Raw genomic sequence first — 26,105 nt, 5'->3', positions numbered from 1 at the left:
TTTATTATTTCCCAAATTGCCAGACACTGTGACTTAGGTTTCCATATCGGTAGCTTCTATGAGTTAATTTAGCGCTTCTTTCCTCATCGGCCGCTCCCATCGCATAAAAAATCGGGATAAAATGCTCATTTCCATAAGGAGGGACTGCTAAATCAACGGCAGGAGCCTCTTTTTTATAATTATATAAGGATTCAATATTCCACTTGGTCATTTGCTCTTCCAGCCAGTCATCAAACTCCACTGCCCAGGCATCTGTCTGTCCGTTGTCCTGATGCAGCTTAACAACTCCAAGGTTATGGACAGTGCCTCCACTTCCTATAATCAATACATCCTCTTTTCTTAAGGGAGCCAGAGCCTTCCCGATTTCATATTGCTGCTGTGGGGTCAAATGGGGATTGACCGACATAGAAACCACCGGCACATCTGCTGCTGGATAAATCATACGCAGAACCACCCAGGCCCCATGATCCAATCCTCTTGTTTTATCAACCTCATAAGGTATCTCCTGCTGTGCAAAAGCTTCCTTTATTTTTTTTACTACATCTGGAGATCCTTTGGCAGGGTATTCAATTTGATATAGAGCTTCCGAAAACCCTCCAAAATCATAAATAGTACGGTATTCTTCTACATCGCCTACCTGCTGAACACCTGATTCCCAATGAGCTGAGAAAAGTACAATCGCTTTCGGCTTCGGCAATGCTTCCCCTAATTCTTTCAAATAACTTGTGTACTGATTATCTTCAAGGGCAAGTAACGGTGCCCCATGCGCTACAAAATAAGACGGCATCATATCGTTACTTCACCTCCCCTTCACTGTTTTGTTTCCTAATATGAATATTAGTTACATATATATTAACAACGAGCCCTCTGGAATGTCAACTGTTTTTTTGTTAATATAGATATATGTTTCATAAAAGAAAACAACCGGAGTGAATGACCATGGATATAGGATCCACTATTCGAACAATCAGGCAAAGAAAAAAGATTACGATCGCCAAAATGAGTGAGGGAACTGGACTGTCGAAAGGATTTATCAGCAATATGGAAAATAACAATACATCCCCTTCGATTTCTACATTGCAGACAGTGGCTAATTTCTTAGAAATACCGCTTCCCTACCTGTTATTAGAAAAAAATCAGCGTATGAACGTAGTTAGAAAAGATGAGCGCCGAGTGACGACTCATAATAAAGATCAATTGAAGGTCGAGCATTTAACCTCTAAAGGCGGACTTAAAATGAAACGGGTGGAAATTCCTCCTGGAGCCTCTACAGCAGAAGGCCATTCCCATAATGGGGAAGAGGTCCACCTCGTATTAAGTGGGAAGATTTATGCACAACAGGGAGAGGATTGTTACACCCTGGGAGAAGGAGACTCTTTCAGTTGGAATGCTTCCGTCCCTCACTATGTGAAGAATAACGAGGATGAAACGGCGGTCGTACTGATCGCACAGTATACGGACACGGAGCTCGAAGACATGCTATAATGCTTGGCGAAGTTGTGTTGGGTGGCCCCGCCAAAATTTTATTTTTCACTCATTCTCTTTCCAATTAGAAAACTTTGCTTGTCGCCAAGTACTTATGGCGAAAGCCTTAGTCTTTTCTTATACTTTAACCCTTTAATAAAGTTAAATTTTCTTAAAGTAAATAAAAGAGGCAGCGCCTCGCTGCCTCATTCTTCTAAATCTGTTTTTTCTTCTATTTTCATTTTAAGCAAAAGAACGAGATGATCCTTATCAATCATTTCTTCGATCGATGCTTCACTGGAAAAGTCCTGGACTTTAATAGAATCTTTTGTGGAAGCTTGCCTGTATCCTCCAAGCGTCACCGTTTCACCTAGTCCCAGCTCCAATTTTTCATCCCCTAGCCCATACCCCCACGCACTTGCTAAGTTTTCATTGAAACCTTCTTCCATTCTTTTGGCTGATTGCGTTACCCCAGGGGCATATAAGAAAATTGAGGGCTGCTTTAGCTCAGGGCTTATTATCGCAAGTCCAAGATTACCCTCATCCACTTCATTCGGGCTCATTCCGTAGGACAATTGCGTGACTGGGTCAGGGTCCTTTTCTCCATCCCGATACCTTTCCACCCACACATTCACCCATCGTTTATCTGCATCGGGTAAATAGAATTCAAAACTCCATAACATACCCATACTCAACTCTTCAAATGTCGCCGCATATTTTGAATCCTCTGCCTTAGCGATCGTTGCCTGTTTGCTCGTAGCCTGTTCACAGCTGGAACTAATGACGGCAATAACCATAATAAAAATAAGTGTATAAACTTTACGCAAAGAATTCCTCCTTTGTCTATCAGAAATGTTCTTCCATAGTTTTCATAACCTCAAAAGGCCCTGATTCCTTGTTGGAAGTAATAGCCATTTTTATATCCAAGGCTGGATAAAAAGCAGAATGAAAGCTTACTCCAGGGTCGTACCCCATCACATGATATTTAAATATATCCTCCTTCTTCTTATTAATCCATAATCCATATCCATAATGAACATCGTCCTTTACACATACTTGGGGAGTCAGCAGTATTTGAGTGATTTCTCTATTCACCAATTGATAGCTGAAAAGTGCTTCCCAGAGTTTAATCATATCGGGAGCTGTGCTGAAGGCACCTCCATCAGCCCCACCGATAGCAGGTATAGAGTAAATGTTTGTCCGCCATGTTTCTCCTTTTTCATCATCTATGTATCCTAATGCAGTATTAGAAGGAAGGTGATCCATGGGAAAATAGCCGGAATCTTTCAAACCACATTGCTGAAAGACTTCCGTTTCTATGAAGTCAGTAAATTTTTTACCTGTCTGTTCCTCAATGACTAACCCTAATAAAATAAAGCCGGCATTGTTATAGTGAAATTTTTCTCCTGGGTTGAATTTCATCGGATTATTCTGAAATAAAGGTAGAAAATCACGCGAGGATTTCATGGTGTACACGGGTCGTTCTTGCCATAACGCTTCAAAGTCATCCATGAGCTCTTCATCGAAATAATCTGGAATTCCTGATGTATGTGTCAATAGATGATGAATGGTTATGTTTCTATCAAAATGCGGAAAATCTATATCCAGGCAGTCATGCAATTTGGATTGAAAAGACAGGAGTCCTTTCTCGACTAATTGGCAAATACCAATTGCGGTAAACAGTTTGCAGCCAGAAGCTATGCCAAACCGTGTGTGAATAGTATTAGCAAACTTTTCGGACCGGTTCGCATACCCATAAGCCGCTTCTCCTACTATTTCACTCTCTTTCTTCATGTAGATAACACCTGAAAAGTCATTTTTACTACCTTCTTTTTTAATCAGACTGTCCCAATCACTTCTTCCCATCCTAACTCCCCCTATAATAGATTCAACTGACCCTGGATTGATCTCTTTTATGCTCGTCATACACAGGATTATAAACAAAGGTGCCAGCCATCAACCTGATAGAACCTTTCTAGCTTCTAAAAAGAGACTCCCATTCTTTTCTAAGAACCCCCATCTTAATCGCATCATAATAAGCTCCACCAACCATACGGGCCTGCCTGATTCTCGCTTCTTCTTTCATGCCAATCTTCTCTGCAACTTTTATCATCCTCCCATTCCCGGACCATGTAGACATACCAAGCCGGTGAATGTCCGTAGCCTGAAACAAATAACTGATCCAGCGTTTGTATGCTTCGGTTCCACAACCGCCATTCCAGTAACGCTTGTCATAAATGACGATACCGGTCTCCAGCCAATCGGTATTTTTATCAACCCAATAGGAGCCGACCGTTCCAATCAATTTGTCTCCTGCCAAAATGACCAGCGTGTTTGGTACTCGACCTGTGATAAAGTAGTTCATTTCCCAGCTTTCTCGATACTCATCCATAGTCATTTCCGGTTCTGGGATATAGGGGCCGTTCCACTTTTTAGCTGCTTGTTCTTTCTCCTCGAATTTCCAATAATACAACTCGTCTATGTGTCTGGTTGTTGCTTCTGTCAATGTAATCTTGTCTCCAACTAGTTCTATCATGATAAGTTATTTGCTCCTCATTTGGTTATCCACCGTTTTTTATAAAAGACTATGGTTGTATACTGATTCAACCGTTCGATGATTCCTGTCTTTTTGTATCCTGCTTTTTCATAAAAGTAACAATTCCGTTCTTCTTCCAATATGGTCGCCAACTCCCAGCTAGCCGCATCCGGATATAAACGCTCGACTGCATAAAGAGCCTGTTGAGCTATACCTTTTCCTTGATAAGCTGGCAAAATGAACATCGGGCTGATCCAATACTCTTCTTCTTTCCAGAACACATAAATAGCACCTATCAGTACGTTTTCATATAAAACTTTATGGAAATCGCCATCTGGGTTGTTTATTCTGGATACCACTCGTTCGAGGGGTTCATTTGCAGGATTGGTATCATAATCCTTATATTTTTCTAATAACGGGGTAAATGCCTCAACCTGAATTTCATAAATAGCCGAGGCATCATCCAAGGTGGCTGTTTCTACACGAACGTCCATCTTTCTCCTTCTTTCTAAAAGCAGTATAAATTTCCATGAAAGAAAAGTTCTATCCAATTATTTCAAATTCAGAAGATTAACACAATATTTTTGGCAATAAAAAAACGCCTACCATCAGTTAGGCGTGTAATTAAAAATGATCATTTATGCTTCCCTATAGTGAATCCTTCGAAAAATCGTCCTCCGAATGGCTCTAAAATGCTGTCAACTAAACATAGAATATCTGTTTTTACACCAGTTGTATAAAACTTGTCGAAAGCCTGGATGAACTCTCCGGCGAAAGTTTCATCGTAATTTTTCAGGCTCCTTACTGTCCATTTGGAATTACCGATCCACTGCTTGTTCGTTCGTAAAACGAATTCACTCGCCAATGAAGCCAGCTCATTGGCAATGAACAATGCTTCTCCCCGGTCAGAAGCACCGATGAAATCCTCGAGTGTATCCGTAAGAAAGTAGCGCTTCGTTGTGATAGTGTCCTCACTCCAAGTTTCTGGTCCTTTATCTAACAAAGCATCAGCTTCTTGTTTGATCCCCTGGATGACATCATTATCCTTAAGAATGATACCTTCTGAAACCATTCGTGGCATGGAAGGCCTTGCCCGCTCGCAATCACTCTTAAAAAAATCTTTATAGGATATCATGTTATGTACAAAAACTTCAATCGGCCAGCCAGATTCAAGGAAAGACTGTCGATAAGAAGCGGATATTTCCTGATCAAAAATAACAATATCTAAATCAGATGTTTCGGTAGCTTCACCACGGATAATACTCCCGGCTAATAAAGCAGCCTGACAATCAGGGAAATGAGCCTCAATAAATTTGTAAGCTGCATCAATAGGCTTCATCTACTTCTCCTTTCAGCTGTCTCGCAATATAGTCTGTTCTATGATTTTTCTTGCCCGATCATCCATATTTTTGGGCAAGGCTGTTGTAGAAAAATACTTTAGTTCCAAGCTCTCTCCATCATCCATCGTCAATTCTCCATATGGGTGGATAGCCTGGTAGACACCGATCACATTATAGACTTCATCGCCATTAGGATACTTGAAATAGTATTCTTCACCGGATAATACAGACAGGAATCGTAACGACTCGGCTTGTAAGCCGGTCTCTTCAAACAGCTCCCGTTCTGCGGTTTCTTGTAAACTCTCACCGGGTTCCATGTTGCCTCCCGGGAGCCCCCATTCTTTCGTATCGGAACGATGCTGAAGAAGCAGTTCTTCTGCATCATTGAAAACGAGAATGGTAGACCCCGGTAGTATCAATGGGCGGGTCCCAATTAATTTTCTAATGTCCTTCGTATAGTCCGAGATAGGAACAACTCCTTTTCTATCTTTGGGCCTGAGAGTAGAAACGTCTAAGGCATTCTTTCACTCGTCAAAAGCATCAACCATTCGATTCAGAAAGTCAACTGTTTGTTTTTCTTCCTTTATGATTGTTTCAATCTCGCTTTGTTCTTTATTCAAAAAACAAGCAATTTTCTTCACGGCAGTACGATGCGAATAAGGAGTCATATATTCATAGATATCTTTAATCTCCTGGTATGTTTTAGCAGGTAAAGACTTTGGTAAAGCTTTCAGCCCTAACATTGCCCTGTCCGGTACATATCTATGTAAGACGACATAGGAAAGGTGTCTCATCACCTGCCTCAACATTTCAACGGCCCACGTATCATTCCTCCGCTCGGAGGCTTTTTTATATTGAAAGAGAAACCAGGCCACATCAAGGACATGGTCATGGAATTCTTCTTTTGGTAAAGTCAGGTGCTGATCTGCTTCAAATTTCTTCATAGTATTCTCAGGATCATATAATACGGTGAAATAATCTTTATTCTGAAAGCTTTCTTCTGTTACCGTAAACAAATCGATATGCAGCCAGTCGTCGTAAACAGCTATTATCTGTGGCGCAATAATAAAAATATCATCATAAAAAATGATTTCCCTATAGGAAGTAAGGTGGTCCAAACGCCGGGAAAGAAACGACTTTTCCTCTTCCTTCTTAACCATACAGTATAAATCGATATCAGAATGTTCATCATGCTCTTGCCGGCCCATCGAACCTTTCAGAAAAACACTCTGAACAGCAGAATCCCTCTTTAAGCTGTCAACAATCTTTTGCACTGCTCTTTCCTGCCTCACATGCTTTCCCCCCCTTTTTCTGAAATAAAAGATTACGTCATTGTACCTTTAATTTTCTTCAGTTTCAATATGAAATATTGTTCTGGAAAAAAGAGACCGAGTTTAAAGGTCTTCCATTTGCTTTTTCATTTAAATGAATTATACTTATATTATACAAACATTGAACATAAGTTAGAAAAAGGGAGTGAATAGATGTATAAACTTGTTAGAAATACTGCACAACAAAACGAGACATTAAAAAATCCACTTGATCATACAGATAAGGTTTTTGAAGATTACCAGGATGCCAAGCTCTTAGCGGCAAAGTTGAACACCTATATTAAATACAATTTACATTGGAAAGTAAAAAATTATTTCGAACATTGATTATTTACAAAAATAAAAACGATGTTGCGATAACATCGTCAAGATAACTGTTTATGGGGTTGGTTTTGTTTGGTTTTTAAATCTTGCAGGTAAGAATGTATCTCTTGTTTATTTTTCAATACAATGACCTCCTTACCTGACGAGTGCCAGAGCTTAAACCGTTTATACATCTTTCTTTTGCGTTCTTTATAGGTAGTAACTATATATTTCAGAAACTTCCACTCCATTTTTTCTTTACAGCCTGCACCAATATCTGGCCTTGTCTTTCCAATGTTCGTCACCCATCTCTTCAGTGCCCGATAAAGACAGACATAACGCGGAAGCTCTAGATAAATGATAGTATCCACACGATCTTCCCGCACACCAAAAGTCTTACTATAGTTCCCTTCTATTATCCATGTCTGCCGTTCAGCAATTTCCCTCTGAGCTTCCTCGAATTCTTTGAATGGTGCTTCAATCCAATTAGGCCTCCAGTACAAAGCATCTAAATGATAAACATCTATCCGCAAAATTTCCCCAAGCTCACTTGCAAAGGTGGACTTTCCCACACCTGCCGAAACACCAATCACCATAATTCTCCTCATAGTCATCTCTCCTTTATGTATCCATAAGCTTACTTCTCTTCCAGCCGTGCCACCTCCTTCTTTAAACAAAATTTTTATCAATGAAAAGCATACTATTCTCATTGAACTTATCGTACAATTAAAGTTACAAATAATAGGAGGTCATTTACTATGCAAAAAACACTTAATGAAACATCTCATCATTTAACAGGAGGGAAAGCAAACTAGTAAGGAATAGCTGCTTTACCTCCTGCAAGCCTATATCAAATAGTTTCAGGAGGAGCCTATGAAGAAAAATACATTAGCAGCTCATAACATTAAATTTCTATTTTTAGCTAAAATTTTCGGGAGCATTCGCTTTATCGCCCCCGTATTGACCTTGTTCTATTTTGCGCGTGGGTTAGATGAAGCTCAAATCCTTCTTGTGATGACTTTTTTCAGTATCGGAGTTCTAATTGGGGAGATTCCTACAGGCATCTTCGCTGATCGCTTTGGAGCAAAAACTTCTTTTTTAGCCGGATCTTTACTGGGAATCGCCAGTCATGCGTTATTGCTTTTTGCTTACGATCCGTGGATATTTTTTATCAGCAGCGCCTTGACCGGACTTGCCGCCACATTCTTCAGCGGTGCTGATGAGGCATTGATTTATGAATCCCTCGTATTATCCAATGAACAGCACCTGATGGATAAAGCGATGGGGCGGATCGGATCTGCCACTTTCCTTGTCTCCATCCTTGTCGTTATCATTGGGGCCTTTTTAGCAAAAGATTTGACGAATGAACAATTCCAACGCTTAATACTACTCGGGGTCGGGTTCATGTCGGCGGAATTTGCTTTACTTTTATTCATTAAAAACCCGCCTCAGCAAGGAAACTATAACGACCATGTATACTCCCAGTTATCGGAAGGTTTCCAGGCCATAAAGAAAAACCCGGAAGTGCTTTGGATGTTCATGAATGTTTCCCTTGTATTCATCCCGGCAGCAGCCATCTTTGAACAATTCGATCAGAAGCTGTTAGTGGATGCTGGTCTGCCGGTATATTTACTCGGGATTGTCTATGCGGTCAGTTCTTTAGGTGGTTTTGTCGCTTCTAATATGATCGGCTGGATGACGGCAAGAATCAATCGGGTAAGCCTTTTGTTCTTAACAGGAATGCTCGCAGTAGCAGGACTGACGGCAGCAGCTTTGTTCCACACTTTTTTATGGGTAGTCCTCGGAGTGTTACTCGTCCTTAAAATTGTTAATGCCATCAGATATCCTGTCTATTCCCAGCTTTCCAATGACATCATCCCATCGAAGGTAAGAGCGACGACGATATCACTGTTATCCATTTTGGATTCGGGGTTCGACATTATTATTTTCTTATCGGTAAGCGGGATGGCATTATCAGGCTTTACCCCAATGTTCCTGGCTTGTGCAGCAATCGCCTTGCTTGGGGTTATGATCCCCGTCTTACCACGAAAGGATAGTTTACAAAACGCCCGGGTAAAAAAACTGTCATAAAGATAAAAAGAGCGTTTGGGTTGATCCAAACGCTCTTTTATTTGGAAAGTTATAATCTTTTTGTAAAAAATACTGATCAAAACTATTATCCTAATTGCTTTCTACCACCATATCGGCACTCTTTATCGGCTGTTCGCTGTCCAGGTAATATTCTTCAGCCTTCCAATAGCGATTGATAAACTTCGAGATATTTGCTCTTATCTCCTCTTTCTCCCGGAGGAAGCGTTTCTCGCGCGGACAATCCAGATACACGATATAATCAAAAAAATGTTTCCACTCTTTGCGTTGAAGGAATATCCCTTCTATTATCAAGAGACAATTTTCCGGGAGACTGAAGGTGCGGAATTGGTGTGTATCTGTTCCCTTATCATAAAAAGGCAGGGTCACCTCAGAAGCATACTTGAGTTTATCAAATAATTTCCCGCGCAAACCCTCTACATCCCACTGAAGATGATAATATTCATACCATTCTTCCTGCCCCGTATCATACCGGTTCTCTCGTGTTACGATATGGTCATCGATATGGAAGGTACGAAAAGGGATATTCTCTGTTTCAAGCCTTTTCTCTAATTCCTCCGTAAAGGTAGTTTTTCCAGAACGGCTTAACCCGTCAATTCCTATTATAAAACGCCGCCCTTTCACCTTATCGATTAAAAAATCTTTCAGCTCATTGACTTCTGAATGCACTGCCCTTCACCTGCTTCACACTTACTTTTCTAATTTTTCGCGTAAACATATACTTCCTGGCCGGCCAAAACCATCCGCTTTTCAAGCTGCATGCCGATTTTCTGGGCAACCTGCCGAGAAGCCATATTACCAGGCTGAATGATGGCAATGAACCGCTTGATTCCCAACTGATAGTGGCCGTAATCAAGGAAAGCCTTGGCTGCTTCCGTAGCATAACCTTTGCCCCAATATTCCCGGGCAATCCAGTAACCGATTTCAATTTCCTGCTGACCATCGAGTTCGCGTGGAACTAATCCGGCATGTCCGACAGGTACATTATCTTCCGTTCGGACGAGCATCTTGAACCCCATATCCTCCCCGTGTTCATATGTACGGTAGATCCATTGTAAAAACTCTTTCGCCTCATCTTTATTCTTTGGTGTGCCCTCACCAATATATCGGACCATCTGAGGGTCAGCCAGCATATCTGCCAAAAAATCCATATCATCCTGTTGATAAGAACGGACATCCAATCTTCTTTCTGTATAAATTTGCATTAAAACACACCTCTGCTCTCTAATTTCTAGTTGTGGTTGTTTAAATTAATTATCTAAATCGTCCTGGAGAAACCCCTTTTTGCTGGTCCTCCTTGTTTCCTCTTCTTTCTCCAGCCGCTCACCAATTCGGGAACTATTAATTCCATCACGTACAGCAGCTTTAATGACCAAATAAAAAATAAATATAGAAACTATGTACAGCAAAATCCCCATACAAATCCCCCGTTGTTTACCTCTATGTTAGTTGTTTTCCTTTTTTTCATGCAACTAAAGCGTGCTGGTGGCTCCTGCTTCGGCAGGGTATAAAAAAAGCTTCACCCCCATTTCTATTAAGTTGAACAAGATGACGTGCTATCAGCCAATTTTATGTGGGTACTCGATGCGGATGGACACAATCTCTCCGCAATTCTCACAGAATGTGTAAATCTTATTGGATCCCATACTCATTGGTTTCCCTAAAGGCCTTACATGTGTGTAATCTGTACCTTCCACAAGTTTAGTTCCGCTGCATTTCGGGCACTTGCTCTTGCTCAACTACACCATCTCCCTATTATTTTTTTAATAGCTTACTATTAAATTCGCTTTTTTCCGCTTAATTCCTGCAAAAAGACGCCTTCTTATTTCTAGAAGGCGCCTTCGGTCACTCATATTCTTTTTCAATAGCTTTGGTGCTTCTCACTGTATCGATTGGTCGTACTCTAGCCTCAATTGCTTCCCGTTTCGGTTCGAGAAATGGCGGCAGGGATAATTTCTCACCTAGTGTTTCATAAGGTTCGTCCCCCATGAATCCAGGTCCGTCCGTCGCAAATTCAAACAGAATTTGGGGAGCGACATTGCTATACAACGATCCGAAAAAGTGACGGTTCACATATCCGGAAGTCCTGAAATTGAAACTTTCCATCCGCTGCTGCCATTCATCCAATACCGAGCGATCTTCGACACGGAAGGCAGCGTGGTGGACGGTTCCGTATCCTTGACGAGCCGGTGGCAGTACAGGGTTATATTCGACAACCACTTGTCCGCCATTGCCTCCTTCTCCTACTTCGAATAAATGAAAAGCGCCTTCCTGATCAATCTCTTTAAATAAGAGCACTTGTTCCATCACTTTTTTGAAGTAATCGATATTGTCAACACGGGCAAACAGCGGTCCAAGACCCGTAATGGCGTATTCTAATGGAATTGGTCCTTCCTGCCATGGTGTACCGGGAAGAACGCCACGATTATTTTCATCCGAAACCAATTGGTATTGCTGATCATCAAAGTCTACAAATGGAAGCACCTTTTTGCCGAACTGTTCCTTGATACCTTCATGCTTCACTTCCAGACGATCAAACCGCTTAACCCAGTAATCTAATGCTGTGTCATCAGGTACGCGGAAAGATGTTTTGGAAATCTCATTCGTGCCATGGGTGCCTTTCGGGATGCCAGGAAAATCGAAAAACGTCATATCGGTTCCAGGACTTCCTTTATCATCCGCAAAAAACAAATGATAGGTACGGATATCATCCTGGTTAACTGTCTTTTTCACCAGCCGCATGCCCAGGACATAAGTGAAAAAATCATAATTCTTTTCAGCACTGCTGGTAATTGCAGTTACGTGATGGATACCTTTCAAGTGATTCATCTTGTTACCTCCTTGAAAACTTATCTATTTACGTTCTATAATTATTTCGATTTCAAGATAAATATAATACGTAGAATATTTCCTGTCAAACAATAGTGTTTACCTTGTTTATCTTAATTATTGTGACTAAGCCACTTCTCGTTTTCAACAAAAAAAGTACATCCTTAGAAAAAAAGAATGTACTCTTGAGGGCTTTTAACATTGATACAAAATGGTCTGGGCTACCCCAATGAAATATTCGGATTCGACGATAATATGGTTCAGGACAACTTTAGCCGTAGGATTACTGCTGATTGGTGCGCTATCTTCCATCAGGCTGCGGCAAAAGTTGATGAATTGCTGGCTTTGGGTCAGACAGAACGAGACAAGCTGCATAATGTCCTGATACAATCTTGGGGAAACTTGTCCTTTCGAACGATTGACCGTTTCGATGTAACGGACTACTTGCTGATGCGCAGCAGCAAAATCCTTTTCCCATTGGGCTAACGCCTGTACATATTGAGTTTCTAAATCCGGAACTAGTTCACGGATCACTACAGTATGCTCTTCTTCTTGATGTTTCCAAAATTCTGCCTCGTCAAGGACACGCAAAGGCATCTGATGACCATAGTAAAATTGCATGAATACACCCTCCATTATGATATTTACTCCTATCATTCTATGAAGGATGAATTCAAAAAAAGAACCAGCAATCAGATGAAGATCACTGGTTCTATACGTATTGTTATACAGGGGTTGCTTGTTTTTTACTAGTAATGACGAAATCCTCCAGCTTCAGTTTTACCTTATTGGCAAGCGTATCGCCTACCGGACAAGTTTTCTCGATAAAAGCGATGAATTCCGCTACCTTTTCTCTTGGCGCCTCTGTATCTATATGAATGGTATAGCGGATATCACTGAATCCGCAACGTACATCAGACTTATGCATGAAACCATCGGTATCAAGATCGCCCGCTACCTCAACACGAAAATCATCAAACTCTATTCCAAAATGACGAGCATACGCGCGTGCGACAATAGCCTGGCAGGCTCCTAGGGCATTTAGTAATATTTCAACCGGGCTCATCCCTGTATCGGTGCCACCCATTTGAACAGGTTCATCGATTGTCACCTCAAAATTTCTTGACTTTGCGGTTACCTTCATTCCTTCTTGCAGTTGTGCAGTTGCATAAAACGTTGTGTTTGGCATGTTGATTACCCCTTCCGGTATCTTGTTATACTTTTATTATAATCATTTCCAGTAATAAAACCATGGACAAATTGTGAAATATTGAGCAATTAAAAAATGAAAAAAGCTGCAGATGATCTGCAGCTTTTCAGAAACTAATAAAACTAAAGATATACCCACCAATCACACCTAAAATCACAATAAGCCAGGCTGGTACTTTCCATATATTCAACAGTGCAAAAAGAATCGCTCCTAAGGCAAAGTCAGCTCCAGTAAATATAGAGCTTTTAAGGACAGGATCATAAAAAGCAGCTAACAATATTCCCACGACACTGGCATTAACACCCATAAGCACGCCCTGGAATGATTTTCTGCTGCGCAATTCATTCAAGAATGGCAACGCTGCAATAATTAATAGAAAAGATGGCAAGAAAATTCCGATGGTTGCTACGAGGGCACCGGCTATTCCTTCCATCATCGTTCCAAGATAGCTGGAAAAGGTGAATAAAGGTCCTGGTACAGCCTGAGCCATACCATAGCCTGCCAGAAATTCATTCGCTGTCAGCCATCCCTGAGGTACAACTTCCCGCTCAATCATTGGGAGTACGACATGGCCGCCTCCAAATACTAAGGAACCGACACGGAAAAAGGTATCAAAGATACTTAAGAGTGGATTATCTGTTAAATTTGTTAACACCGGCATCACAACAAGCGTAAACACAAGAATGCCAAGTGACGTAATGCCAAGTTTTTTAGAAATATTCACATGGAACGTCTGCACTTTAGGTTCTGCTTTGTCTTTGAACAGCCTAACCCCGAGTAATCCAGCTGCTACGATGATCAATATCTGCATCCACGCAGATGGATATAATAACATGACCGCCGCTGCCACAAGGGCGATTGCTATTCGGGTTTTATCTGGAGTCAGCTTTTTCCCTAATCCGATCAACGCATGAAGCACTACTGCTGCTGCCACCACTTTCAGACTGTGAATGAACCCGGCATCTCCGAGTGCGAGTGTCTGATACATCATGGCAAAAATAATTAATACTATAATCGAAGGCACCGTGAAACCAAACCAGGAAACGACGCCCCCTAAAATGCCTCCCCGCAACATACCGATGGCGATACCTACTTGCGAGCTTGCCGGCCCCGGAAGAAACTGACACAAGGCAATGATGTCGGCATATGTTTTATCGTCGAGCCATTTCCTGCGGTCGATATATTCATCCTTGAAGTAAGCCAGATGAGCTACGGGCCCCCCGAAGGAAGTGAGGCCAAGTTTTGTTGAAACTGCTAAAATTTCCAGAAGTCTTTTCATCGTCCTTTGTCTCCCTCCTATCACTTGATTTCTTTAAACAATTCATACGCCTTCGCACGGGCCTCTTTGAGAATAGTTTCTCCATGTTTAGTAATCCGGTAATATTTTCTGATTTTGCCATTCACATTTTTTTCTTCTTTATCTAACAGACCATCGACTTCCATGTGATGAAGAATCGGATACAACGTTCCTGGACTGATATCATAGCCATGCTCCCGAAGTTCTTCCAGCATCCATGATCCGTAAATGGCTTCTTCTTTGGCATGATGGAGGATATGAATATGAATGAATCCTAAAAATAACTTCCTCAAAACTTTATTGTCCATTTGGTTATCACTCCCAATATCGGATTTCAATAACGAAATTCGATATCAATTATATATAGTAGGAGCTATCTGGTCAATACAAAAATGCTCAGGCTTACTACCTGAGCATTTAAACTAGATGTTATCTTAAAAGTTCAAACGGTACGTAAGTAGGTCTGCCGCCCCCACAACATTCCTGGGATCAGCAGCACGGCCAGCGCTATAACTCCGAGCCAGCCTATTGCTCCCCAGAGAAATCCAGTCAATGTTCCGCCTGTTGCCACCCCGATATAATAGCTTACGAGATAAATACTGGAGGCGCCGCCCTTGTGATGGGTAGCGGTCTGATTGACAGATGCTGCTACCATGGAATGAACCACGAAGAAGCCGAGACACATTAGGCCGACTCCCAAATAAATAAGCGCTACTACCGGTATCGCAGTTAAGATAATCCCTGTCAGCATAACGAACACGCTCGTTATTACTATCTTACCCATCCCGAACGAAAGCGAGAGTTTACTGGCAACCGGTGAGCTGACGAGTCCTAAGCCATAAGCGAAATAAGCAAATGTAATGGTACCGATCGACAAGTAGAACGGTGCGTCACTCAAGTAGAAAGGAAGATACGTCCAGACACCAGTAAAAGTTAACTGGATGACGATTCCCATATAGAATGCCGGAATCAGATTTTTATTTTTTAAATGGATGAACATGCCTGCCAAATCATCCTTGATAGGAAGTTCACTCGTATGAAAGTTCCGCGATGCTGGAAGGAGTATTAGAAACACGATAAAAAATAACGCCTCTAACACGAACAGCAGCCATAAAGACATCTGCCAGGAAGCATATTCCGATATGTAACCCACGAATACTCTGCCGAACATGCCGCCGACAGCGTTGCTCGCGATATAAAAGGAAATCCCGATTCGTACGCTGCGCTGTTCAAATTCTTCTCCGATATAGGCAATTGCTGCAGCCGGCAATCCAGCAACAAAAAACCCCTGAATGAACCGTAAGACCAAAAGCAGCACGAAAGACTCAAGGAAAGGCATGATGAATAATGGGATGATCGATAGAAGCATCGTGATTTTCATCAATTTCACCCTGCCCCAGCGATCCGACATCAAACCGAACACAAGCAGCCCGATAATCAAGGAAACGATTGTCAGAGAGATTAATAGACTGGATGCTGTCGGCGAGACATCAAATTCTTTGGTGAATATCGGCAGGATTGGCTGCAGCATATAAATGTTCGAAAATGTCATAATGGAGGCTGCCGCAAGTGCGATAAGCGCCATCCAAAACGGTTTATCTTTTGAAGTGTAGCCATTATTATATGTACGTTTTTCTTCTGTCACACCATCACTTCCTAACACTCTATTGTATATGAAAATATCATTTCGTTCTTCCTGCTACAAGAGTTTAAAGAACCAAAGTCAATCGATTCCGAATTTTCATTACTCGTGTTAGGATAGAAATAATCATACATAGAAGGAGTGACAATTCATGTTCAAACCAATCGCTACAGATAAAGCCCCCGCCGCTATCGGCCCATACTCGCAGGCAGTCGATGTCGGGGAGGTCATCTATATTTCAGGTCAGATCCCACTCGACCCTTCTACGCAGGAATTCGTCTCAGATAATGTGAAAGAGCAGGCGGAGCAGGTAATGAAAAACCTGGGAGGCATCCTGGAAGAAGCAGGACTCGATTACAGTCATATCGCAAAAGCGAACATCTACCTGGATTCGATGGATGATTTTGCTATTGTAAATGACGTATATGCCAGCTTTTTGAGTGAGCCTTATCCTGCCCGTGCAGCAGTGGAAGTAAGCAAACTCCCTAAAGGCGCAAAGGTAGAAATTGAAGCGATTGCCGTGAAAGAAAAATAATGAAGCCGAGCCTATAGGCTCGGCTTTTCATTTGCTTATTCGTTGGTATTAGGCGAAAAATACTGTTATCAGACGATTTATATAGAAACTATATCAAGTCCAATTTAATAAAAAAACACCCTCTAAAAAGAAGGTGTTCAGGCCATCCATTTTGGCGGTGTATTTTTATCCCAATAAATCTCACCAATCTCATGATGTTTCTCAAATCCATCTTCACTTAAATGGTAGTGAAAATTAAACCAGTATCCTTCACCTGGACGTTTTTCCCGGCGTACATCAAATCTGGCAATCTCTTCTTTGGTCCGGTAATCAGAAAGGTGGAAAATCTTCTCTCCATACCCTGCAGCCGGCTGCTCTGATATTTCATAATATGGTACTTCCTCTTCTGCTTCTTCTAAAAGATTTGTTATCACTTCTTCTATTCCAGGCAGAATAACTGCAGCAAATTCATCTTCCACTTTCGTTGCGATTTTAGGTCCCAGCTTTGTGACCGCCTGCTCCTTGGCACGCTCAGTCAAGACATCAATCAAGTAATCATTCGACTGTGGTTCGAGGGTTAATTCTTCCTCCGGGATGACTGCCTCAGTCGATATGTAGGTATCTTCTTTTTCCTTAGGAGATGCTACCTCTTTTTTCGCAGGAGTCTCCGCATCCGCATATGTCGGTGGTATATATAAACCAAGTGTAAGAATGGCAACTAATACGACAGAAACTTTTCTAAACCAGAGCTTCATATGAATTACTCCTTTTTATGTACTCTATTAAATTCTACCATGTTACAAATGCTTGTCTATATATTATACGAGTTTCCTGGAGAAAAGTTTCAAATTTTTCTAATAGATTTTATCAAGCATAGAGGAACCAGCCGTACAACCTGGCTCCTCTATGAGTCAAACCCTCCACCTGAGTGCAATCGTCAAATGACAGCACTCAATTCCTTCTACTGCAGAAGAAAGCTGCAGATTGATACCATCGGGATTCACTTTCGTTTCAACACCAGAATGGATGCCCGTAGATTTCAAAAGAGCATCGACTTTTTCCATATCATTAACCTGGGCAGCCTCCATCACGTCATGAGCGAATGTTTCGGATTCCGCGAGACGATTCAGGACAAGGCTGGCCTCATCCAGTAATTTTTCCATAGCTGCAGCAGAATCAGAAAACATAGTGGAATCCACCGGTGGATAGGCTGGTTCCTCCGAATACCTTCTCGGAAAATAAGGAAAATAACCATACCTCGCCTGATAGTATGGGTTATATGGATAGTAGATCGGATACATTTTACTGTCTCCTCCCCCTTCAATTTCACTCTCTTAAAAGTATATGCACACCACAGATATCCGGAAGTTGTCATGCATTCTATCGGTGAATTGTTTCATTTTTTCATTATTAGGATATAAACCATTACAAATATCTTTAGAAGGAGGATTGTATGGCTAACGGTGCTCGAAATCCATATTATGCTCGCAATCTATGGTCAGGTTTTTTATTCGGACTTGGACTCGTCGCTTTCTTTGACGAAGCTGTTTTCCACCAGCTCCTGAATTGGCACCATTTTTATGATAAATCGACTACCCAAATGGGGCTTGTATCAGATGGCTTCTTTCATGCATTCAGCTGGTTTGCAACGGTTGGCGGGCTATTCATGTATGCTGATCTCCGCCGGCGACAGACGCTATGGAAAACCAGGTGGTGGGGCGGCGTATTACTTGGGATGGGCGTCTTCCAATTGTATGATGGTACTGTCCAGCACAAACTTATGCAGCTCCACCAAATCCGTTACAATGTCAACATTCTGCCTTATGACCTGGTGTGGAATATCACAGCGGTTCTTATGGTCCTTGCCGGTTCTATTATTTTGTTAAAGACCCGGCGGAAAGCAGGTACGGGAGGAGTGACTAACCCACTTTCCAATGAATAATACGATTGCAGCTTTCCTATTAGGTGTTCCCTTTGTATTATTGCTGGGACTTTACATGGGGGCAGCTTTTCTTTCCAACCGCCGCCACAGACGTTGGCCACTTTATCGCAGTGTTCTATGGGGGATTGGAACCTCTATTGCCCTCCTATCTGTGGCAGGACCTCTAGCAGAGCGTGCACATGTTGACTTCACCGTACACATGCTTGGCCACCTTTTTTTAGGAATGCTGGCACCTTTATTAATGGTCCTGGCCGCACCCATGACTTTACTACTGAGAACGTTGCCTGTAACAGCCGCTCGGCGTCTGACAAAATTGCTCCGCAGCAAGCCGGTGCGTGTCCTCAGCGATCCTATCACGGCGACGATACTAAACATAGGCGGTCTATGGCTATTATATGCGACGGATTTATATATGCTGATGCATCACAGCTTGCTATTACATGTCTTCGTACACATTCATGTGTTTTTAGCAGGATATTTATTTACCATTTCGATGGTCTATATCGATCCAACTCCCCACCGGCACAGCTACCTTTACCGGGGGATCGTGCTGGTTATTGCTCTAGCGGGGCATGGGATATTATCAAAATATATTTATGCAAATCCCCCAGCAGGAGTAGCAGCTGACCAGGCGCAGGCAGGCGGTAAGCTGATGTATTACGGTGGTGACATGATCGATATCGTCATCATTTTTCTGCTTTGCCTCCATTGGTACCAGGATTCACGGCCACGGAAAAGAGCTGGACAGGTTACATGGCAGAATAGTTAAACAAAGTAAAAAACGCCAGCCGTGTGATTACCACGGTTGGCGTTTTTACTTTACATATTGAGCACAAATAACTTATCGCGGGTCATGGATTCGATGCTCCGACGGATGCCCTGAGCCCCTAGTCCGGAGTTCTTCGCTCCGATGAACGGGAAATGATCCGGGCCGCGCTCGGTTTTAGCATTCAACTGCACAGAGCCGACATGAAGCTTTCCTCCGATGTCCATTGCTTTTTGGACATCTGCTGTGAAAATACTCGCCTGCAGGCCATATTGAGATTCATTGGCAAGGGTTACGAAATCTTTTTCATCCGTAATTCGGATGATCGGAAGTACTGGGCCGAATGGTTCTTCCCAGGCAATGTCCATATCGGAAGTAACATCATCAATTAGTGTCGGGTGAATCAATTTGCCTTCCCGCTTGTTGCCTGTTACTAATGTCGCACCTTTTTCAAGGGCGTCATCAATCAAGCCCTGGACAAAGTCTGCTGCCTTGTCATTAATCAGCGGAGTGACAGCCGCGTCGTCTTCCGGGTTTCCCACGGTCAGTCCCTCCACTTTCTGTTTGACTTTCTCAGAAAGCTGATCGGCGACAGCATCAGCAACCAGAACGCGCTTGATGGCTGTACAGCGCTGACCGGAGTAGGAATAAGCACCGCTGACAATTTGGTCGGCAGCCAGATCAAGATCAGCGTCCTCCAAAACGATAGCTGGATCTTTACCACCTAATTCGAGAACGACTGGAATCATTTTTGCTTTTTCAGAGATAGATTGACCGACCTCTGTGCTTCCTGTAAAGCTGATCATGCTGATTTCTGGATGGGTAACAATAAAGTCTCCAATTTCAGATCCCTTTCCTGTGACCAGTTGGACAATGCCTTTAGGAATTTCCGTTTCAAGTAAAGCATCAATCATTAGACGGCCACTTAACGCACCTTGGGATGCTGGTTTGAAGACCACTGCATTTCCAGAAATCAATGCTGGGGCAATTTTTGATGCGGCTAAGTTAACTGGGTAGTTAAATGGGGATATGGCTAAAACCACACCAAGAGGCTCGCGGTCCGCCATCGCTATTTTATTAGAGCTTCCACCTCGGAATGAATCTCCACGGAGCATGTCGCCATGGATACGGCAGCCTTCCTCGGCAGTATAACGAATCAAATCGGCCGTTCGTTTGACTTCTTTCATGGCAGAAGCTTTGTTTTTGCCAACTTCCTTATAAATCATTGTACCGATTTTTTCTTGTTGTTCGAGTAAACGATCGGCCCATTTATGTAAAATGTCCGCTCGTTTATATACCTCTGTCTCGGCCCAGGCCTGTTGGGCATCGCTGGCCTTCTTTATTGCCTGATCTACTTCTTCTTGAGACATCAAGGAATATGAACCGATTGCTTCTTCTTCTGCTACAGAATAAACTACTTTTTCTTTCTCTACTGTCATGCTGATAATGTACCACTCCTTTAAATTTGATTATTCTGATTATTAAGGATGTAAGATTATTTCTCAAACGGCAATAAAGCGGTAACATTTCCATTAAAACCTCCTCTACGTTAAATAACATGGCTTATGCTTGCTTATGCTTAGTTTTTCACGTTAATGTGATAAAGTTCCAATTAAGCGAAAATTGGGATTGATTCATGGTAAGGAACAAAAGCGCAAGCGACTTGCTCACCCCCGACAAGCTTAAGACAAGCCTCGCCGTGACGTTTTTTGTCACAGAGAGGATTGACTTAAGACCTCGAGGGGGTAGGCGCTGGAGCTGGATGGGGCCCACCAGGTAAAGGTATCCACAATAAGAAAATTTTATAATTTCCTAGACAGCAAAAAAGCAGAGCACGGAGGCTCTGCTTTTCAGTCTTCATCTTTAATATCTGAATCAGGTGGAAGCGGCTCTCTCAAATATTCCTGAAGTGTAGCACGGTACTTCTCCACTTGCTCAAAATAATTTGAAAACTGGTCCTTATTGATCAATACCTGCTGTCCGTCATCAATCGTTTTTATTTTGTTTTCCAGTACCATTTTGTGAATATAAGATACCGGGATATCCAGGTATTCAGCAGTTTCCTGTATCGTCAAATACATCTGACCACCCGCCCTGCTAAAATTTTTATACCAATCTATCCAATATTGTTTCGAAAATAAGCAACCACTTCATCCTATTATATCACTTTATCATTTTGGTATAATTATTTTATAGAAACATGCGTATGTAGCAAACCATAGAGAGTGGTGAAAAAATGACAGACGATCGCAAAAAAGCTAAGTGGGAAAAAACAAGAGAAGCAGGTAAAGGAAAATACATAGCACTCTATGGATTACTTGGATTCGGAGGCGTTTTTGTACTTGTTTCCCTACTGTTCCAGGCATTCCGGGAAGACAGCATTACATTCGATTATGTCGTACAGCGGATTGTCATCGGGCTGATTGCCGGAGCTTTATACGGCTGGGTCAGCTGGCGGTCCAACGAAAAAAGATACCACGACATTACGTGATGACATTAATTCAAGCGGAGCACATCTAACTGTGTTCCGCTTTTTTTAATGGAAACCATTTAATAACCATTAGGACTTCTTAACATTCTGGTGCAGATGCTTATCATAATAATCAGATACTGCAACTCGTGTATTTAGTCGTTAGCATTACCATAATGATTCTTCTTTACTGCTAAGCTCGTAATAAAAGGGAGCGATCCCCATGACGGTCAAAAATACAACCAGCCCAAATATAAAATAAAACAGCATAGAGAAATCAAATAGTGACACGATAAACATCGGTATTATGACAGATAACACCATAATACCTCCCCGCTTGCGTGTCTTCGCAGATGCATACTGTTTTTCTCCACAGTAAGGACATGGTGCACTACTGCTCAGCATCAACTTACTGAAAACCGTCTGTTTCCATGTCCATTTCTTCTTACAATGATCACACACCGGCATGCTGATAACCCCCATATCCAGATTTTCTAGTTAATGCGAGCCGACCACTCGTCTTCAAGCAGGCTCATCTCCCAAAGGCTCCAATATTCATCTCCGACTTTCCTGTAATCACGAAGCAGTCCCTCTTTCTTAAAACCTGCCTTTTGATAACAGGATATAGCTGCGGAATTGAAGTCAAAAACACCTAAACTAACACGGTGCAGTTCTAAATCTTCAAATGCGATTTTTACAATTTTTTCAATCATTTGTCTGCAAATCCCCTGACCTTGATAACTCTGATCTCCCACCAGCACTCTGCCGATTCTTGCAGAATGATTCTCTCTATCAATACGCACCAAAGAAATATGCCCAATCATGGCACCTGTCTCTGTATGGACGACTTTGTAAATTAGTTTATCTGTCTGATTATTATTGGCTCCTCTAAGATATTCGCTCAATTGACTTTTATCTAATGGGTAGTTGAAAGAAGGACCAGCCCACTGCATCAGAAATTTTTCAGAATCTACCCATCGGATCAGCTGGTCAAAATCATCCTGGGTGAAATATTGAAGTTCAATCATTGCTATCGGCCTCTCTGTCATATAATTCTATGTTCTCTTTTAAATCCCTTTCTTTTTGACTATCCCGCCATTGCACAATGGCATATATCTGCTCAATATCTTCTATTTTATAGCTTCATCGCTAAACGTTCTCCTTCCTTCTATTGTACCCATTTGGTAGATTAATGCTTTCCATATCGCCACCCGATACGGAGTGGCATGGAATTTTCCATGCACTTCCTTTTCGACAAACCCACCATATTACCGACTTAATCAATTATTTCCCGCGCAATAATTTTTAGATTCGACTCGATAACCTCGTTTTGTTATTACATTTTGACGGCTTTTGTAGCAATAAACGTTTTGATATAGTGATCGATTATCCGTTTACCACCAAAATCATCCTCATAAAAACCAGTGATTGCATAGCCAGCATTAATTTGGCCTTGGATTTGATCTTCTAACGTATGTCCAAATTCGATCGTCAAATTATTATCCAAGTGACGTTGTAATTCTTCTTCCGAAATTGCCGATAAACCAGAGTATGGAATCGAGTATTTCACATCGAGGATGCCTTTCTCTTCCTGCTCATCATCAAAAAGGTACAACAAGGGATTTGTAAAACCTGATATAAGCGTACCACCTGTCTTTAAAACCCTGGAAGTCTCTTTCCATACAGGCAAAATATCTTCCACAAAGACATTCGAAACCGGATGCACGATGATATCAAATAAATCATCCTTAAAGAAATGCAAGTCAGACATATCGCCTTGTATCGCCTCTAGATATAGCCCGTCCCGCTCGGCCACAAGCCTATCCTGTGCTAATTGCATATCCGATATATCGACCACCGATACATCGGCTCCAGCAGCAGCCAACACAGGTGCCTGCTGTCCTCCCCCGGAAGCTAAACAAAGAATTTTCACTCCTGTTAAAGCGGATGGAAACCAGGAACGTGGTACTGGCCTTTCTGTGGTAACTGTTATTTCCCACTCCCCCGCTCTCGCTTTTTCAATGGTTTCGCTGCTCACCGGTTTTGTGTAGACGACTCCCTCTTCTACTTTTTTATCCCATGCTTTTTGATTATGTTTTACTAGTTTCATATTCGACTTCTCCCTTTGCATCTACTGTGCATTTTATGTAATTTACCAGGTTATTTGTTCATTTCAGACTACGTACCACTGGAGTTATTCCGATAATCCCCTCTCTTTTCATATCTTCTTTTTCTTCACTTTATACTTTAGCATATATCGCATTCGATTTTTCCATTAATATCCTTATCACTTAAGAAAAAGGATTTTACTACCCTATCGAGAATGTTTTACTTTAACGCACACGTCTAGGAGGTACAAGATGAGTGAAAAAATTATTTCGCTAAAAGGTATTGAGTGGCAACAAAAGGAAAAGACAATTTTAACTAATGTTTCCTGGGATATAGAAAAAGGTGAGCATTGGGCATTGTTGGGGCTGAATGGTTCAGGTAAAACCTCACTTCTTAATATGATTACCGGTTACCAATGGCCGACAAATGGAGAAGTTAACGTATTAGGCCACCGTTTTGGTAAAACGAATATATTGGAACTGCGTAAATCCATAGGCTGGGTGAGCACGTCATTGGAAGAACGCTTCAAGCATCATGGCGGAGAAACTTCCATAGAAGTAGTTTTGAGTGGAAAACATGCTACCATCGGTATTTATGATGAAATCACACCGGCTGATAGGAACCGGGCTAAACGCCTTTTAGAACAATTTCGAATCGAGGGCAGCCTTGCCGAGCAAAAATTTTCTTCCCTCTCCCAGGGTGAAAAACGAAAAACCATGATTGCACGGGCATTGATGGCATCGCCCGAACTATTGATTCTGGACGAACCTTGCAGTGGATTGGATATTTTATCAAGGGAAGAGCTGCTTAAGAATATCGATCAAATGAATCGAGCTGCTGATGGTCCCACTTTGATATACGTGACTCATCATATCGAAGAAGTCATTCCGTCGATCTCCCATGCTTTACTGCTTCATGCTGGCAGTATAGTAGCTAGTGGAGAAAAATATAGCACGTTAACCAGGGAAAATTTGCAACAAACCTTTGAACTTCCCTTAGCTGTTGAATGGGATAATGACCGCCCCTGGATTCGTGTTAAATCAGATAATATAAACCTTCCCCTTGATTTTTATAAGAGATATTGACCCTCACGTTACGTGATAGATTATAGTGAATCTGAAGGGAGGGTTCCAAACATGAAAGTAAAAAAAGTCGCCGACCTGGTTGGAATCAGTGTGCGCGCGCTGCATCCTTATGGTGAAATTGAATTCCATAAACTGGAGGACCCGGGGTGTTAGACAAAACACCCCGGGTCCTCCAGTATTTTACATATGTTAATTGAATACGATTGTTTTATTTTGATGCACGAGAATGCGATCTTCTAAATCCCATTTCACACCGCGAGCTAGCACACTGCGTTCAACTTTTCGTCCGATTTTCTTCAAGTCTTCTGCATTATCGCGATGGTCGACACGCATGATGTCCTGTTCAATGATCGGCCCTTCATCCAGATCATTAGTGACATAGTGGGAGGTGGCACCGATCAGTTTTACCCCTCGCTCATAGGCACGGCCATAAGGATTCGCTCCAATGAATGCTGGCAGGAACGAATGGTGGATATTGATGATCTGGGATGGATAAGCAGCTACGAAGTCAGGAGTCAGGATTTGCATATAACGGGCCAGGACGATTTGATCGATATTGTAATCTTCCAGCAGCTCAAGTTGCTTAGCCTCTGCTTCCTTACGGATATCTTTATTGGCTGGAATATAATGAAACGGGATGCCGAGTGATTCTACCAAGTCTCTGGCATCCTCATGATTGCTGACAACAACCGCAATATCGGTTACTAAGTCACCGCTCTGCCATTCCCATAGCAGTTCACGCAGGCAATGCAATTGTTTGGATACAAAAATTGCGGTTCTCTTCAGTTGATAAACAAATTTAATATCCCATTGCATGTTAAAGTTTTCAGCTACCGCTTGAAACTTGCTCTTCATTTCTTCTTCTTTGCCCTGCAACCCGGGACAATCAAATTCAATCCGCAAGAAAAATGTGCCTTCATAGGCGTCCGTCGTATACTGGCTGGACTCCATAATATTGGCTCCATTTTGAAAAAGGAAATTAGAAACAGCTGCTACGATCCCAGGCTGGTCCGGGCAGCAGATCAGCAGTCGTCCTTTATCTTTATTTGCTTCTTGAAAATTTCGTAGATGTTGGTGTGTTGTTTCAGCCATAATAATCTCCTTTACATGTATTACTGTTAGTTTAGTCTTTATCTTATCGCTCTATCCTATAACAAA

Annotated in this window: 33 protein-coding genes; 7 read left to right on the top strand and 26 right to left on the bottom strand. The window is 42.0% G+C overall.

Features of this window, described 5'->3' with window-relative positions:
- Window positions 1–4 precede the first annotated feature (4 nt).
- Window positions 5–790, bottom strand: a complete 786-nt coding sequence (locus B9Y67_RS03220) for a dioxygenase family protein (protein WP_085505337.1) — start codon at window positions 788–790, stop codon at window positions 5–7.
- Window positions 791–939: 149 nt separating this feature from the next.
- Between B9Y67_RS03220 and B9Y67_RS03215 the strand changes: the two genes are divergently transcribed.
- Window positions 940–1,485 carry a helix-turn-helix domain-containing protein gene (locus B9Y67_RS03215; protein WP_085505336.1) on the top strand — a complete coding sequence of 182 codons (546 nt, stop codon included), beginning with the start codon at window positions 940–942 and terminating at the stop codon, window positions 1,483–1,485.
- Window positions 1,486–1,670: 185 nt separating this feature from the next.
- On the opposite strand, the gene B9Y67_RS03210 is transcribed toward B9Y67_RS03215, so the two are convergent.
- The 8 genes from B9Y67_RS03210 to B9Y67_RS03175 all read right to left on the bottom strand — a co-directional run bounded on the left by B9Y67_RS03210 (window position 1,671) and on the right by B9Y67_RS03175 (window position 7,582).
- Window positions 1,671–2,291: a hypothetical protein gene (locus tag B9Y67_RS03210; RefSeq protein ID WP_085505335.1), complete on the bottom strand. Its 621-nt coding sequence runs from the start codon at window positions 2,289–2,291 to the stop codon at window positions 1,671–1,673.
- A gap of 19 nt (window positions 2,292–2,310) precedes the next feature.
- Window positions 2,311–3,330, bottom strand: coding sequence for a serine hydrolase domain-containing protein (locus tag B9Y67_RS03205; RefSeq protein WP_085505334.1), 1,020 nt, complete (start codon window positions 3,328–3,330; stop codon window positions 2,311–2,313).
- A 109-nt stretch (window positions 3,331–3,439) separates the two neighbouring features.
- Window positions 3,440–4,000, bottom strand: a complete 561-nt coding sequence (locus B9Y67_RS03200) for a GNAT family N-acetyltransferase (protein ID WP_085505333.1) — start codon at window positions 3,998–4,000, stop codon at window positions 3,440–3,442.
- A gap of 17 nt (window positions 4,001–4,017) precedes the next feature.
- Window positions 4,018–4,494 carry a GNAT family N-acetyltransferase gene (locus B9Y67_RS03195; RefSeq protein ID WP_085505332.1) on the bottom strand — a complete coding sequence of 159 codons (477 nt, stop codon included), beginning with the start codon at window positions 4,492–4,494 and terminating at the stop codon, window positions 4,018–4,020.
- Window positions 4,495–4,634: 140 nt separating this feature from the next.
- Complete coding sequence (locus tag B9Y67_RS03190) at window positions 4,635–5,339, bottom strand: nucleotidyltransferase domain-containing protein (protein WP_085505331.1); 705 nt, start codon at window positions 5,337–5,339, stop codon at window positions 4,635–4,637.
- 12 nt (window positions 5,340–5,351) lie between these two features.
- The gene (locus B9Y67_RS03185; RefSeq protein ID WP_085505330.1) at window positions 5,352–5,807 is read right to left on the bottom strand and encodes an NUDIX hydrolase; all 456 of its coding nucleotides are present in this window, start codon (window positions 5,805–5,807) and stop codon (window positions 5,352–5,354) included.
- Between the two features lie 57 nt (window positions 5,808–5,864).
- Complete coding sequence (locus B9Y67_RS03180) at window positions 5,865–6,632, bottom strand: nucleotidyltransferase domain-containing protein (protein WP_085505329.1); 768 nt, start codon at window positions 6,630–6,632, stop codon at window positions 5,865–5,867.
- Between the two features lie 404 nt (window positions 6,633–7,036).
- Window positions 7,037–7,582 (bottom strand): P-loop NTPase family protein, encoded by a 546-nt coding sequence (locus B9Y67_RS03175; RefSeq protein ID WP_085505328.1) that lies wholly within the window; start codon window positions 7,580–7,582, stop codon window positions 7,037–7,039.
- 265 nt (window positions 7,583–7,847) lie between these two features.
- Here B9Y67_RS03175 and B9Y67_RS03170 point away from each other — a divergent pair, with 265 nt between their 5' ends.
- Window positions 7,848–9,065: an MFS transporter gene (locus B9Y67_RS03170; RefSeq protein ID WP_085505327.1), complete on the top strand. Its 1,218-nt coding sequence runs from the start codon at window positions 7,848–7,850 to the stop codon at window positions 9,063–9,065.
- 90 nt (window positions 9,066–9,155) lie between these two features.
- Here the strand turns inward: B9Y67_RS03170 and B9Y67_RS03165 are convergent, their stop codons facing one another.
- The 9 genes from B9Y67_RS03165 to B9Y67_RS03125 form a co-directional block, all read right to left on the bottom strand.
- Complete coding sequence (locus tag B9Y67_RS03165; RefSeq protein ID WP_085505326.1) at window positions 9,156–9,752, bottom strand: kinase; 597 nt, start codon at window positions 9,750–9,752, stop codon at window positions 9,156–9,158.
- 29 nt (window positions 9,753–9,781) lie between these two features.
- Window positions 9,782–10,288: a GNAT family N-acetyltransferase gene (locus tag B9Y67_RS03160; protein ID WP_085505325.1), complete on the bottom strand. Its 507-nt coding sequence runs from the start codon at window positions 10,286–10,288 to the stop codon at window positions 9,782–9,784.
- 45 nt (window positions 10,289–10,333) lie between these two features.
- A complete protein-coding gene (locus B9Y67_RS20580) occupies window positions 10,334–10,501 on the bottom strand; it encodes a hypothetical protein (RefSeq protein WP_176223898.1) in 168 nt (55 codons plus the stop codon).
- Window positions 10,502–10,928: 427 nt separating this feature from the next.
- Window positions 10,929–11,912 (bottom strand): ring-cleaving dioxygenase, encoded by a 984-nt coding sequence (locus tag B9Y67_RS03150; RefSeq protein ID WP_085505324.1) that lies wholly within the window; start codon window positions 11,910–11,912, stop codon window positions 10,929–10,931.
- A 195-nt stretch (window positions 11,913–12,107) separates the two neighbouring features.
- A complete protein-coding gene (locus tag B9Y67_RS03145) occupies window positions 12,108–12,533 on the bottom strand; it encodes a DUF2935 domain-containing protein (RefSeq protein ID WP_085505633.1) in 426 nt (141 codons plus the stop codon).
- A gap of 103 nt (window positions 12,534–12,636) precedes the next feature.
- A complete protein-coding gene (locus B9Y67_RS03140) occupies window positions 12,637–13,101 on the bottom strand; it encodes an OsmC family protein (protein WP_085505323.1) in 465 nt (154 codons plus the stop codon).
- A gap of 127 nt (window positions 13,102–13,228) precedes the next feature.
- On the bottom strand, window positions 13,229–14,401 hold the full coding sequence (gene chrA, locus B9Y67_RS03135; protein ID WP_085505322.1) for a chromate efflux transporter: 1,173 nt from the start codon (window positions 14,399–14,401) through the stop codon (window positions 13,229–13,231).
- Window positions 14,402–14,421: 20 nt separating this feature from the next.
- The gene (locus B9Y67_RS03130) at window positions 14,422–14,727 is read right to left on the bottom strand and encodes a PadR family transcriptional regulator (RefSeq protein ID WP_085505321.1); all 306 of its coding nucleotides are present in this window, start codon (window positions 14,725–14,727) and stop codon (window positions 14,422–14,424) included.
- A gap of 134 nt (window positions 14,728–14,861) precedes the next feature.
- A complete protein-coding gene (locus tag B9Y67_RS03125) occupies window positions 14,862–16,064 on the bottom strand; it encodes an MFS transporter (protein WP_254901688.1) in 1,203 nt (400 codons plus the stop codon).
- Between the two features lie 148 nt (window positions 16,065–16,212).
- Between B9Y67_RS03125 and B9Y67_RS03120 the strand changes: the two genes are divergently transcribed.
- Entirely contained in the window at window positions 16,213–16,596 is a 384-nt protein-coding gene (locus B9Y67_RS03120) for a RidA family protein (RefSeq protein WP_085505320.1), read from the top strand.
- A 137-nt stretch (window positions 16,597–16,733) separates the two neighbouring features.
- On the opposite strand, the gene B9Y67_RS03115 is transcribed toward B9Y67_RS03120, so the two are convergent.
- Together B9Y67_RS03115 and B9Y67_RS03110 are read right to left on the bottom strand one after the other, a co-directional pair.
- A complete protein-coding gene (locus tag B9Y67_RS03115) occupies window positions 16,734–17,330 on the bottom strand; it encodes a YpjP family protein (protein ID WP_085505319.1) in 597 nt (198 codons plus the stop codon).
- Between the two features lie 156 nt (window positions 17,331–17,486).
- Window positions 17,487–17,876, bottom strand: coding sequence for a hypothetical protein (locus tag B9Y67_RS03110; protein WP_085505318.1), 390 nt, complete (start codon window positions 17,874–17,876; stop codon window positions 17,487–17,489).
- A gap of 152 nt (window positions 17,877–18,028) precedes the next feature.
- On the opposite strand from B9Y67_RS03110, the gene B9Y67_RS03105 reads away from it, so the two are divergent.
- Together B9Y67_RS03105 and B9Y67_RS03100 are read left to right on the top strand one after the other, a co-directional pair.
- On the top strand, window positions 18,029–18,517 hold the full coding sequence (locus B9Y67_RS03105) for a DUF2243 domain-containing protein (protein WP_085505317.1): 489 nt from the start codon (window positions 18,029–18,031) through the stop codon (window positions 18,515–18,517).
- Complete coding sequence (locus tag B9Y67_RS03100; protein ID WP_085505316.1) at window positions 18,510–19,286, top strand: cytochrome c oxidase assembly protein; 777 nt, start codon at window positions 18,510–18,512, stop codon at window positions 19,284–19,286. The genes B9Y67_RS03105 and B9Y67_RS03100 overlap by 8 nt, the downstream gene beginning before the upstream one ends.
- A gap of 50 nt (window positions 19,287–19,336) precedes the next feature.
- On the opposite strand, the gene B9Y67_RS03095 is transcribed toward B9Y67_RS03100, so the two are convergent.
- Window positions 19,337–20,722 (bottom strand): NADP-dependent glyceraldehyde-3-phosphate dehydrogenase, encoded by a 1,386-nt coding sequence (locus tag B9Y67_RS03095; protein ID WP_085505315.1) that lies wholly within the window; start codon window positions 20,720–20,722, stop codon window positions 19,337–19,339.
- Between the two features lie 411 nt (window positions 20,723–21,133).
- Window positions 21,134–21,364: an excisionase family DNA-binding protein gene (locus B9Y67_RS03090; protein ID WP_085505314.1), complete on the bottom strand. Its 231-nt coding sequence runs from the start codon at window positions 21,362–21,364 to the stop codon at window positions 21,134–21,136.
- A 155-nt stretch (window positions 21,365–21,519) separates the two neighbouring features.
- On the opposite strand from B9Y67_RS03090, the gene B9Y67_RS03085 reads away from it, so the two are divergent.
- Window positions 21,520–21,774, top strand: coding sequence for a hypothetical protein (locus tag B9Y67_RS03085; RefSeq protein WP_085505313.1), 255 nt, complete (start codon window positions 21,520–21,522; stop codon window positions 21,772–21,774).
- Between the two features lie 147 nt (window positions 21,775–21,921).
- On the opposite strand, the gene B9Y67_RS03080 is transcribed toward B9Y67_RS03085, so the two are convergent.
- From B9Y67_RS03080 to B9Y67_RS03070, 3 genes are all read right to left on the bottom strand, one after another.
- A complete protein-coding gene (locus B9Y67_RS03080; protein WP_254901687.1) occupies window positions 21,922–22,236 on the bottom strand; it encodes a TIGR04104 family putative zinc finger protein in 315 nt (104 codons plus the stop codon).
- 11 nt (window positions 22,237–22,247) lie between these two features.
- Entirely contained in the window at window positions 22,248–22,781 is a 534-nt protein-coding gene (locus tag B9Y67_RS03075) for a GNAT family N-acetyltransferase (protein ID WP_085505311.1), read from the bottom strand.
- 308 nt (window positions 22,782–23,089) lie between these two features.
- Window positions 23,090–23,863, bottom strand: a complete 774-nt coding sequence (locus B9Y67_RS03070; protein ID WP_085505310.1) for a class I SAM-dependent methyltransferase — start codon at window positions 23,861–23,863, stop codon at window positions 23,090–23,092.
- Window positions 23,864–24,113: 250 nt separating this feature from the next.
- Here B9Y67_RS03070 and B9Y67_RS03065 point away from each other — a divergent pair, with 250 nt between their 5' ends.
- Window positions 24,114–24,947, top strand: a complete 834-nt coding sequence (locus tag B9Y67_RS03065; RefSeq protein WP_085505309.1) for an ABC transporter ATP-binding protein — start codon at window positions 24,114–24,116, stop codon at window positions 24,945–24,947.
- Between the two features lie 189 nt (window positions 24,948–25,136).
- On the opposite strand, the gene purU is transcribed toward B9Y67_RS03065, so the two are convergent.
- Entirely contained in the window at window positions 25,137–26,039 is a 903-nt protein-coding gene (gene purU, locus B9Y67_RS03060; protein ID WP_085505308.1) for a formyltetrahydrofolate deformylase, read from the bottom strand.
- Window positions 26,040–26,105 lie beyond the last annotated feature (66 nt).

Source organism: Thalassobacillus devorans (assembly GCF_900176565.1).
GTDB classification, from domain to species: domain Bacteria; phylum Bacillota; class Bacilli; order Bacillales; family Halobacillaceae; genus Thalassobacillus; species Thalassobacillus devorans_A.
Note: the sequence above shows the minus strand (reverse complement) of the source record. Positions and strands in the feature narration are given on the sequence as shown.

Excerpts from the sequence above, each read along its gene's own strand:
- B9Y67_RS03220 (WP_085505337.1), bottom strand. The coding sequence starts at position 790 with ATGATGCCGTCTTATTTTGTAGCGCATGGGGCACCGTTACTTGCCCTT.
- B9Y67_RS03215 (WP_085505336.1), top strand. The coding sequence starts at position 940 with ATGGATATAGGATCCACTATTCGAACAATCAGGCAAAGAAAAAAGATT.
- B9Y67_RS03205 (WP_085505334.1), bottom strand. The coding sequence starts at position 3,330 with ATGGGAAGAAGTGATTGGGACAGTCTGATTAAAAAAGAAGGTAGTAAA.
- B9Y67_RS03200 (WP_085505333.1), bottom strand. The coding sequence starts at position 4,000 with ATGATAGAACTAGTTGGAGACAAGATTACATTGACAGAAGCAACAACC.
- B9Y67_RS03195 (WP_085505332.1), bottom strand. The coding sequence starts at position 4,494 with ATGGACGTTCGTGTAGAAACAGCCACCTTGGATGATGCCTCGGCTATT.
- B9Y67_RS03190 (WP_085505331.1), bottom strand. The coding sequence starts at position 5,339 with ATGAAGCCTATTGATGCAGCTTACAAATTTATTGAGGCTCATTTCCCT.
- B9Y67_RS03175 (WP_085505328.1), bottom strand. The coding sequence starts at position 7,582 with ATGAGGAGAATTATGGTGATTGGTGTTTCGGCAGGTGTGGGAAAGTCC.
- B9Y67_RS03170 (WP_085505327.1), top strand. The coding sequence starts at position 7,848 with ATGAAGAAAAATACATTAGCAGCTCATAACATTAAATTTCTATTTTTA.
- B9Y67_RS03160 (WP_085505325.1), bottom strand. The coding sequence starts at position 10,288 with ATGCAAATTTATACAGAAAGAAGATTGGATGTCCGTTCTTATCAACAG.
- B9Y67_RS20580 (WP_176223898.1), bottom strand. The coding sequence starts at position 10,501 with ATGGGGATTTTGCTGTACATAGTTTCTATATTTATTTTTTATTTGGTC.
- B9Y67_RS03150 (WP_085505324.1), bottom strand. The coding sequence starts at position 11,912 with ATGAATCACTTGAAAGGTATCCATCACGTAACTGCAATTACCAGCAGT.
- B9Y67_RS03145 (WP_085505633.1), bottom strand. The coding sequence starts at position 12,533 with ATGCAATTTTACTATGGTCATCAGATGCCTTTGCGTGTCCTTGACGAG.
- B9Y67_RS03140 (WP_085505323.1), bottom strand. The coding sequence starts at position 13,101 with ATGCCAAACACAACGTTTTATGCAACTGCACAACTGCAAGAAGGAATG.
- chrA (WP_085505322.1), bottom strand. The coding sequence starts at position 14,401 with ATGAAAAGACTTCTGGAAATTTTAGCAGTTTCAACAAAACTTGGCCTC.
- B9Y67_RS03130 (WP_085505321.1), bottom strand. The coding sequence starts at position 14,727 with ATGGACAATAAAGTTTTGAGGAAGTTATTTTTAGGATTCATTCATATT.
- B9Y67_RS03120 (WP_085505320.1), top strand. The coding sequence starts at position 16,213 with ATGTTCAAACCAATCGCTACAGATAAAGCCCCCGCCGCTATCGGCCCA.
- B9Y67_RS03115 (WP_085505319.1), bottom strand. The coding sequence starts at position 17,330 with ATGAAGCTCTGGTTTAGAAAAGTTTCTGTCGTATTAGTTGCCATTCTT.
- B9Y67_RS03110 (WP_085505318.1), bottom strand. The coding sequence starts at position 17,876 with ATGTATCCGATCTACTATCCATATAACCCATACTATCAGGCGAGGTAT.
- B9Y67_RS03105 (WP_085505317.1), top strand. The coding sequence starts at position 18,029 with ATGGCTAACGGTGCTCGAAATCCATATTATGCTCGCAATCTATGGTCA.
- B9Y67_RS03100 (WP_085505316.1), top strand. The coding sequence starts at position 18,510 with ATGAATAATACGATTGCAGCTTTCCTATTAGGTGTTCCCTTTGTATTA.
- B9Y67_RS03095 (WP_085505315.1), bottom strand. The coding sequence starts at position 20,722 with ATGACAGTAGAGAAAGAAAAAGTAGTTTATTCTGTAGCAGAAGAAGAA.
- B9Y67_RS03090 (WP_085505314.1), bottom strand. The coding sequence starts at position 21,364 with ATGTATTTGACGATACAGGAAACTGCTGAATACCTGGATATCCCGGTA.
- B9Y67_RS03085 (WP_085505313.1), top strand. The coding sequence starts at position 21,520 with ATGACAGACGATCGCAAAAAAGCTAAGTGGGAAAAAACAAGAGAAGCA.
- B9Y67_RS03080 (WP_254901687.1), bottom strand. The coding sequence starts at position 22,236 with ATGGGGGTTATCAGCATGCCGGTGTGTGATCATTGTAAGAAGAAATGG.
- B9Y67_RS03075 (WP_085505311.1), bottom strand. The coding sequence starts at position 22,781 with ATGATTGAACTTCAATATTTCACCCAGGATGATTTTGACCAGCTGATC.
- B9Y67_RS03070 (WP_085505310.1), bottom strand. The coding sequence starts at position 23,863 with ATGAAACTAGTAAAACATAATCAAAAAGCATGGGATAAAAAAGTAGAA.
- B9Y67_RS03065 (WP_085505309.1), top strand. The coding sequence starts at position 24,114 with ATGAGTGAAAAAATTATTTCGCTAAAAGGTATTGAGTGGCAACAAAAG.
- purU (WP_085505308.1), bottom strand. The coding sequence starts at position 26,039 with ATGGCTGAAACAACACACCAACATCTACGAAATTTTCAAGAAGCAAAT.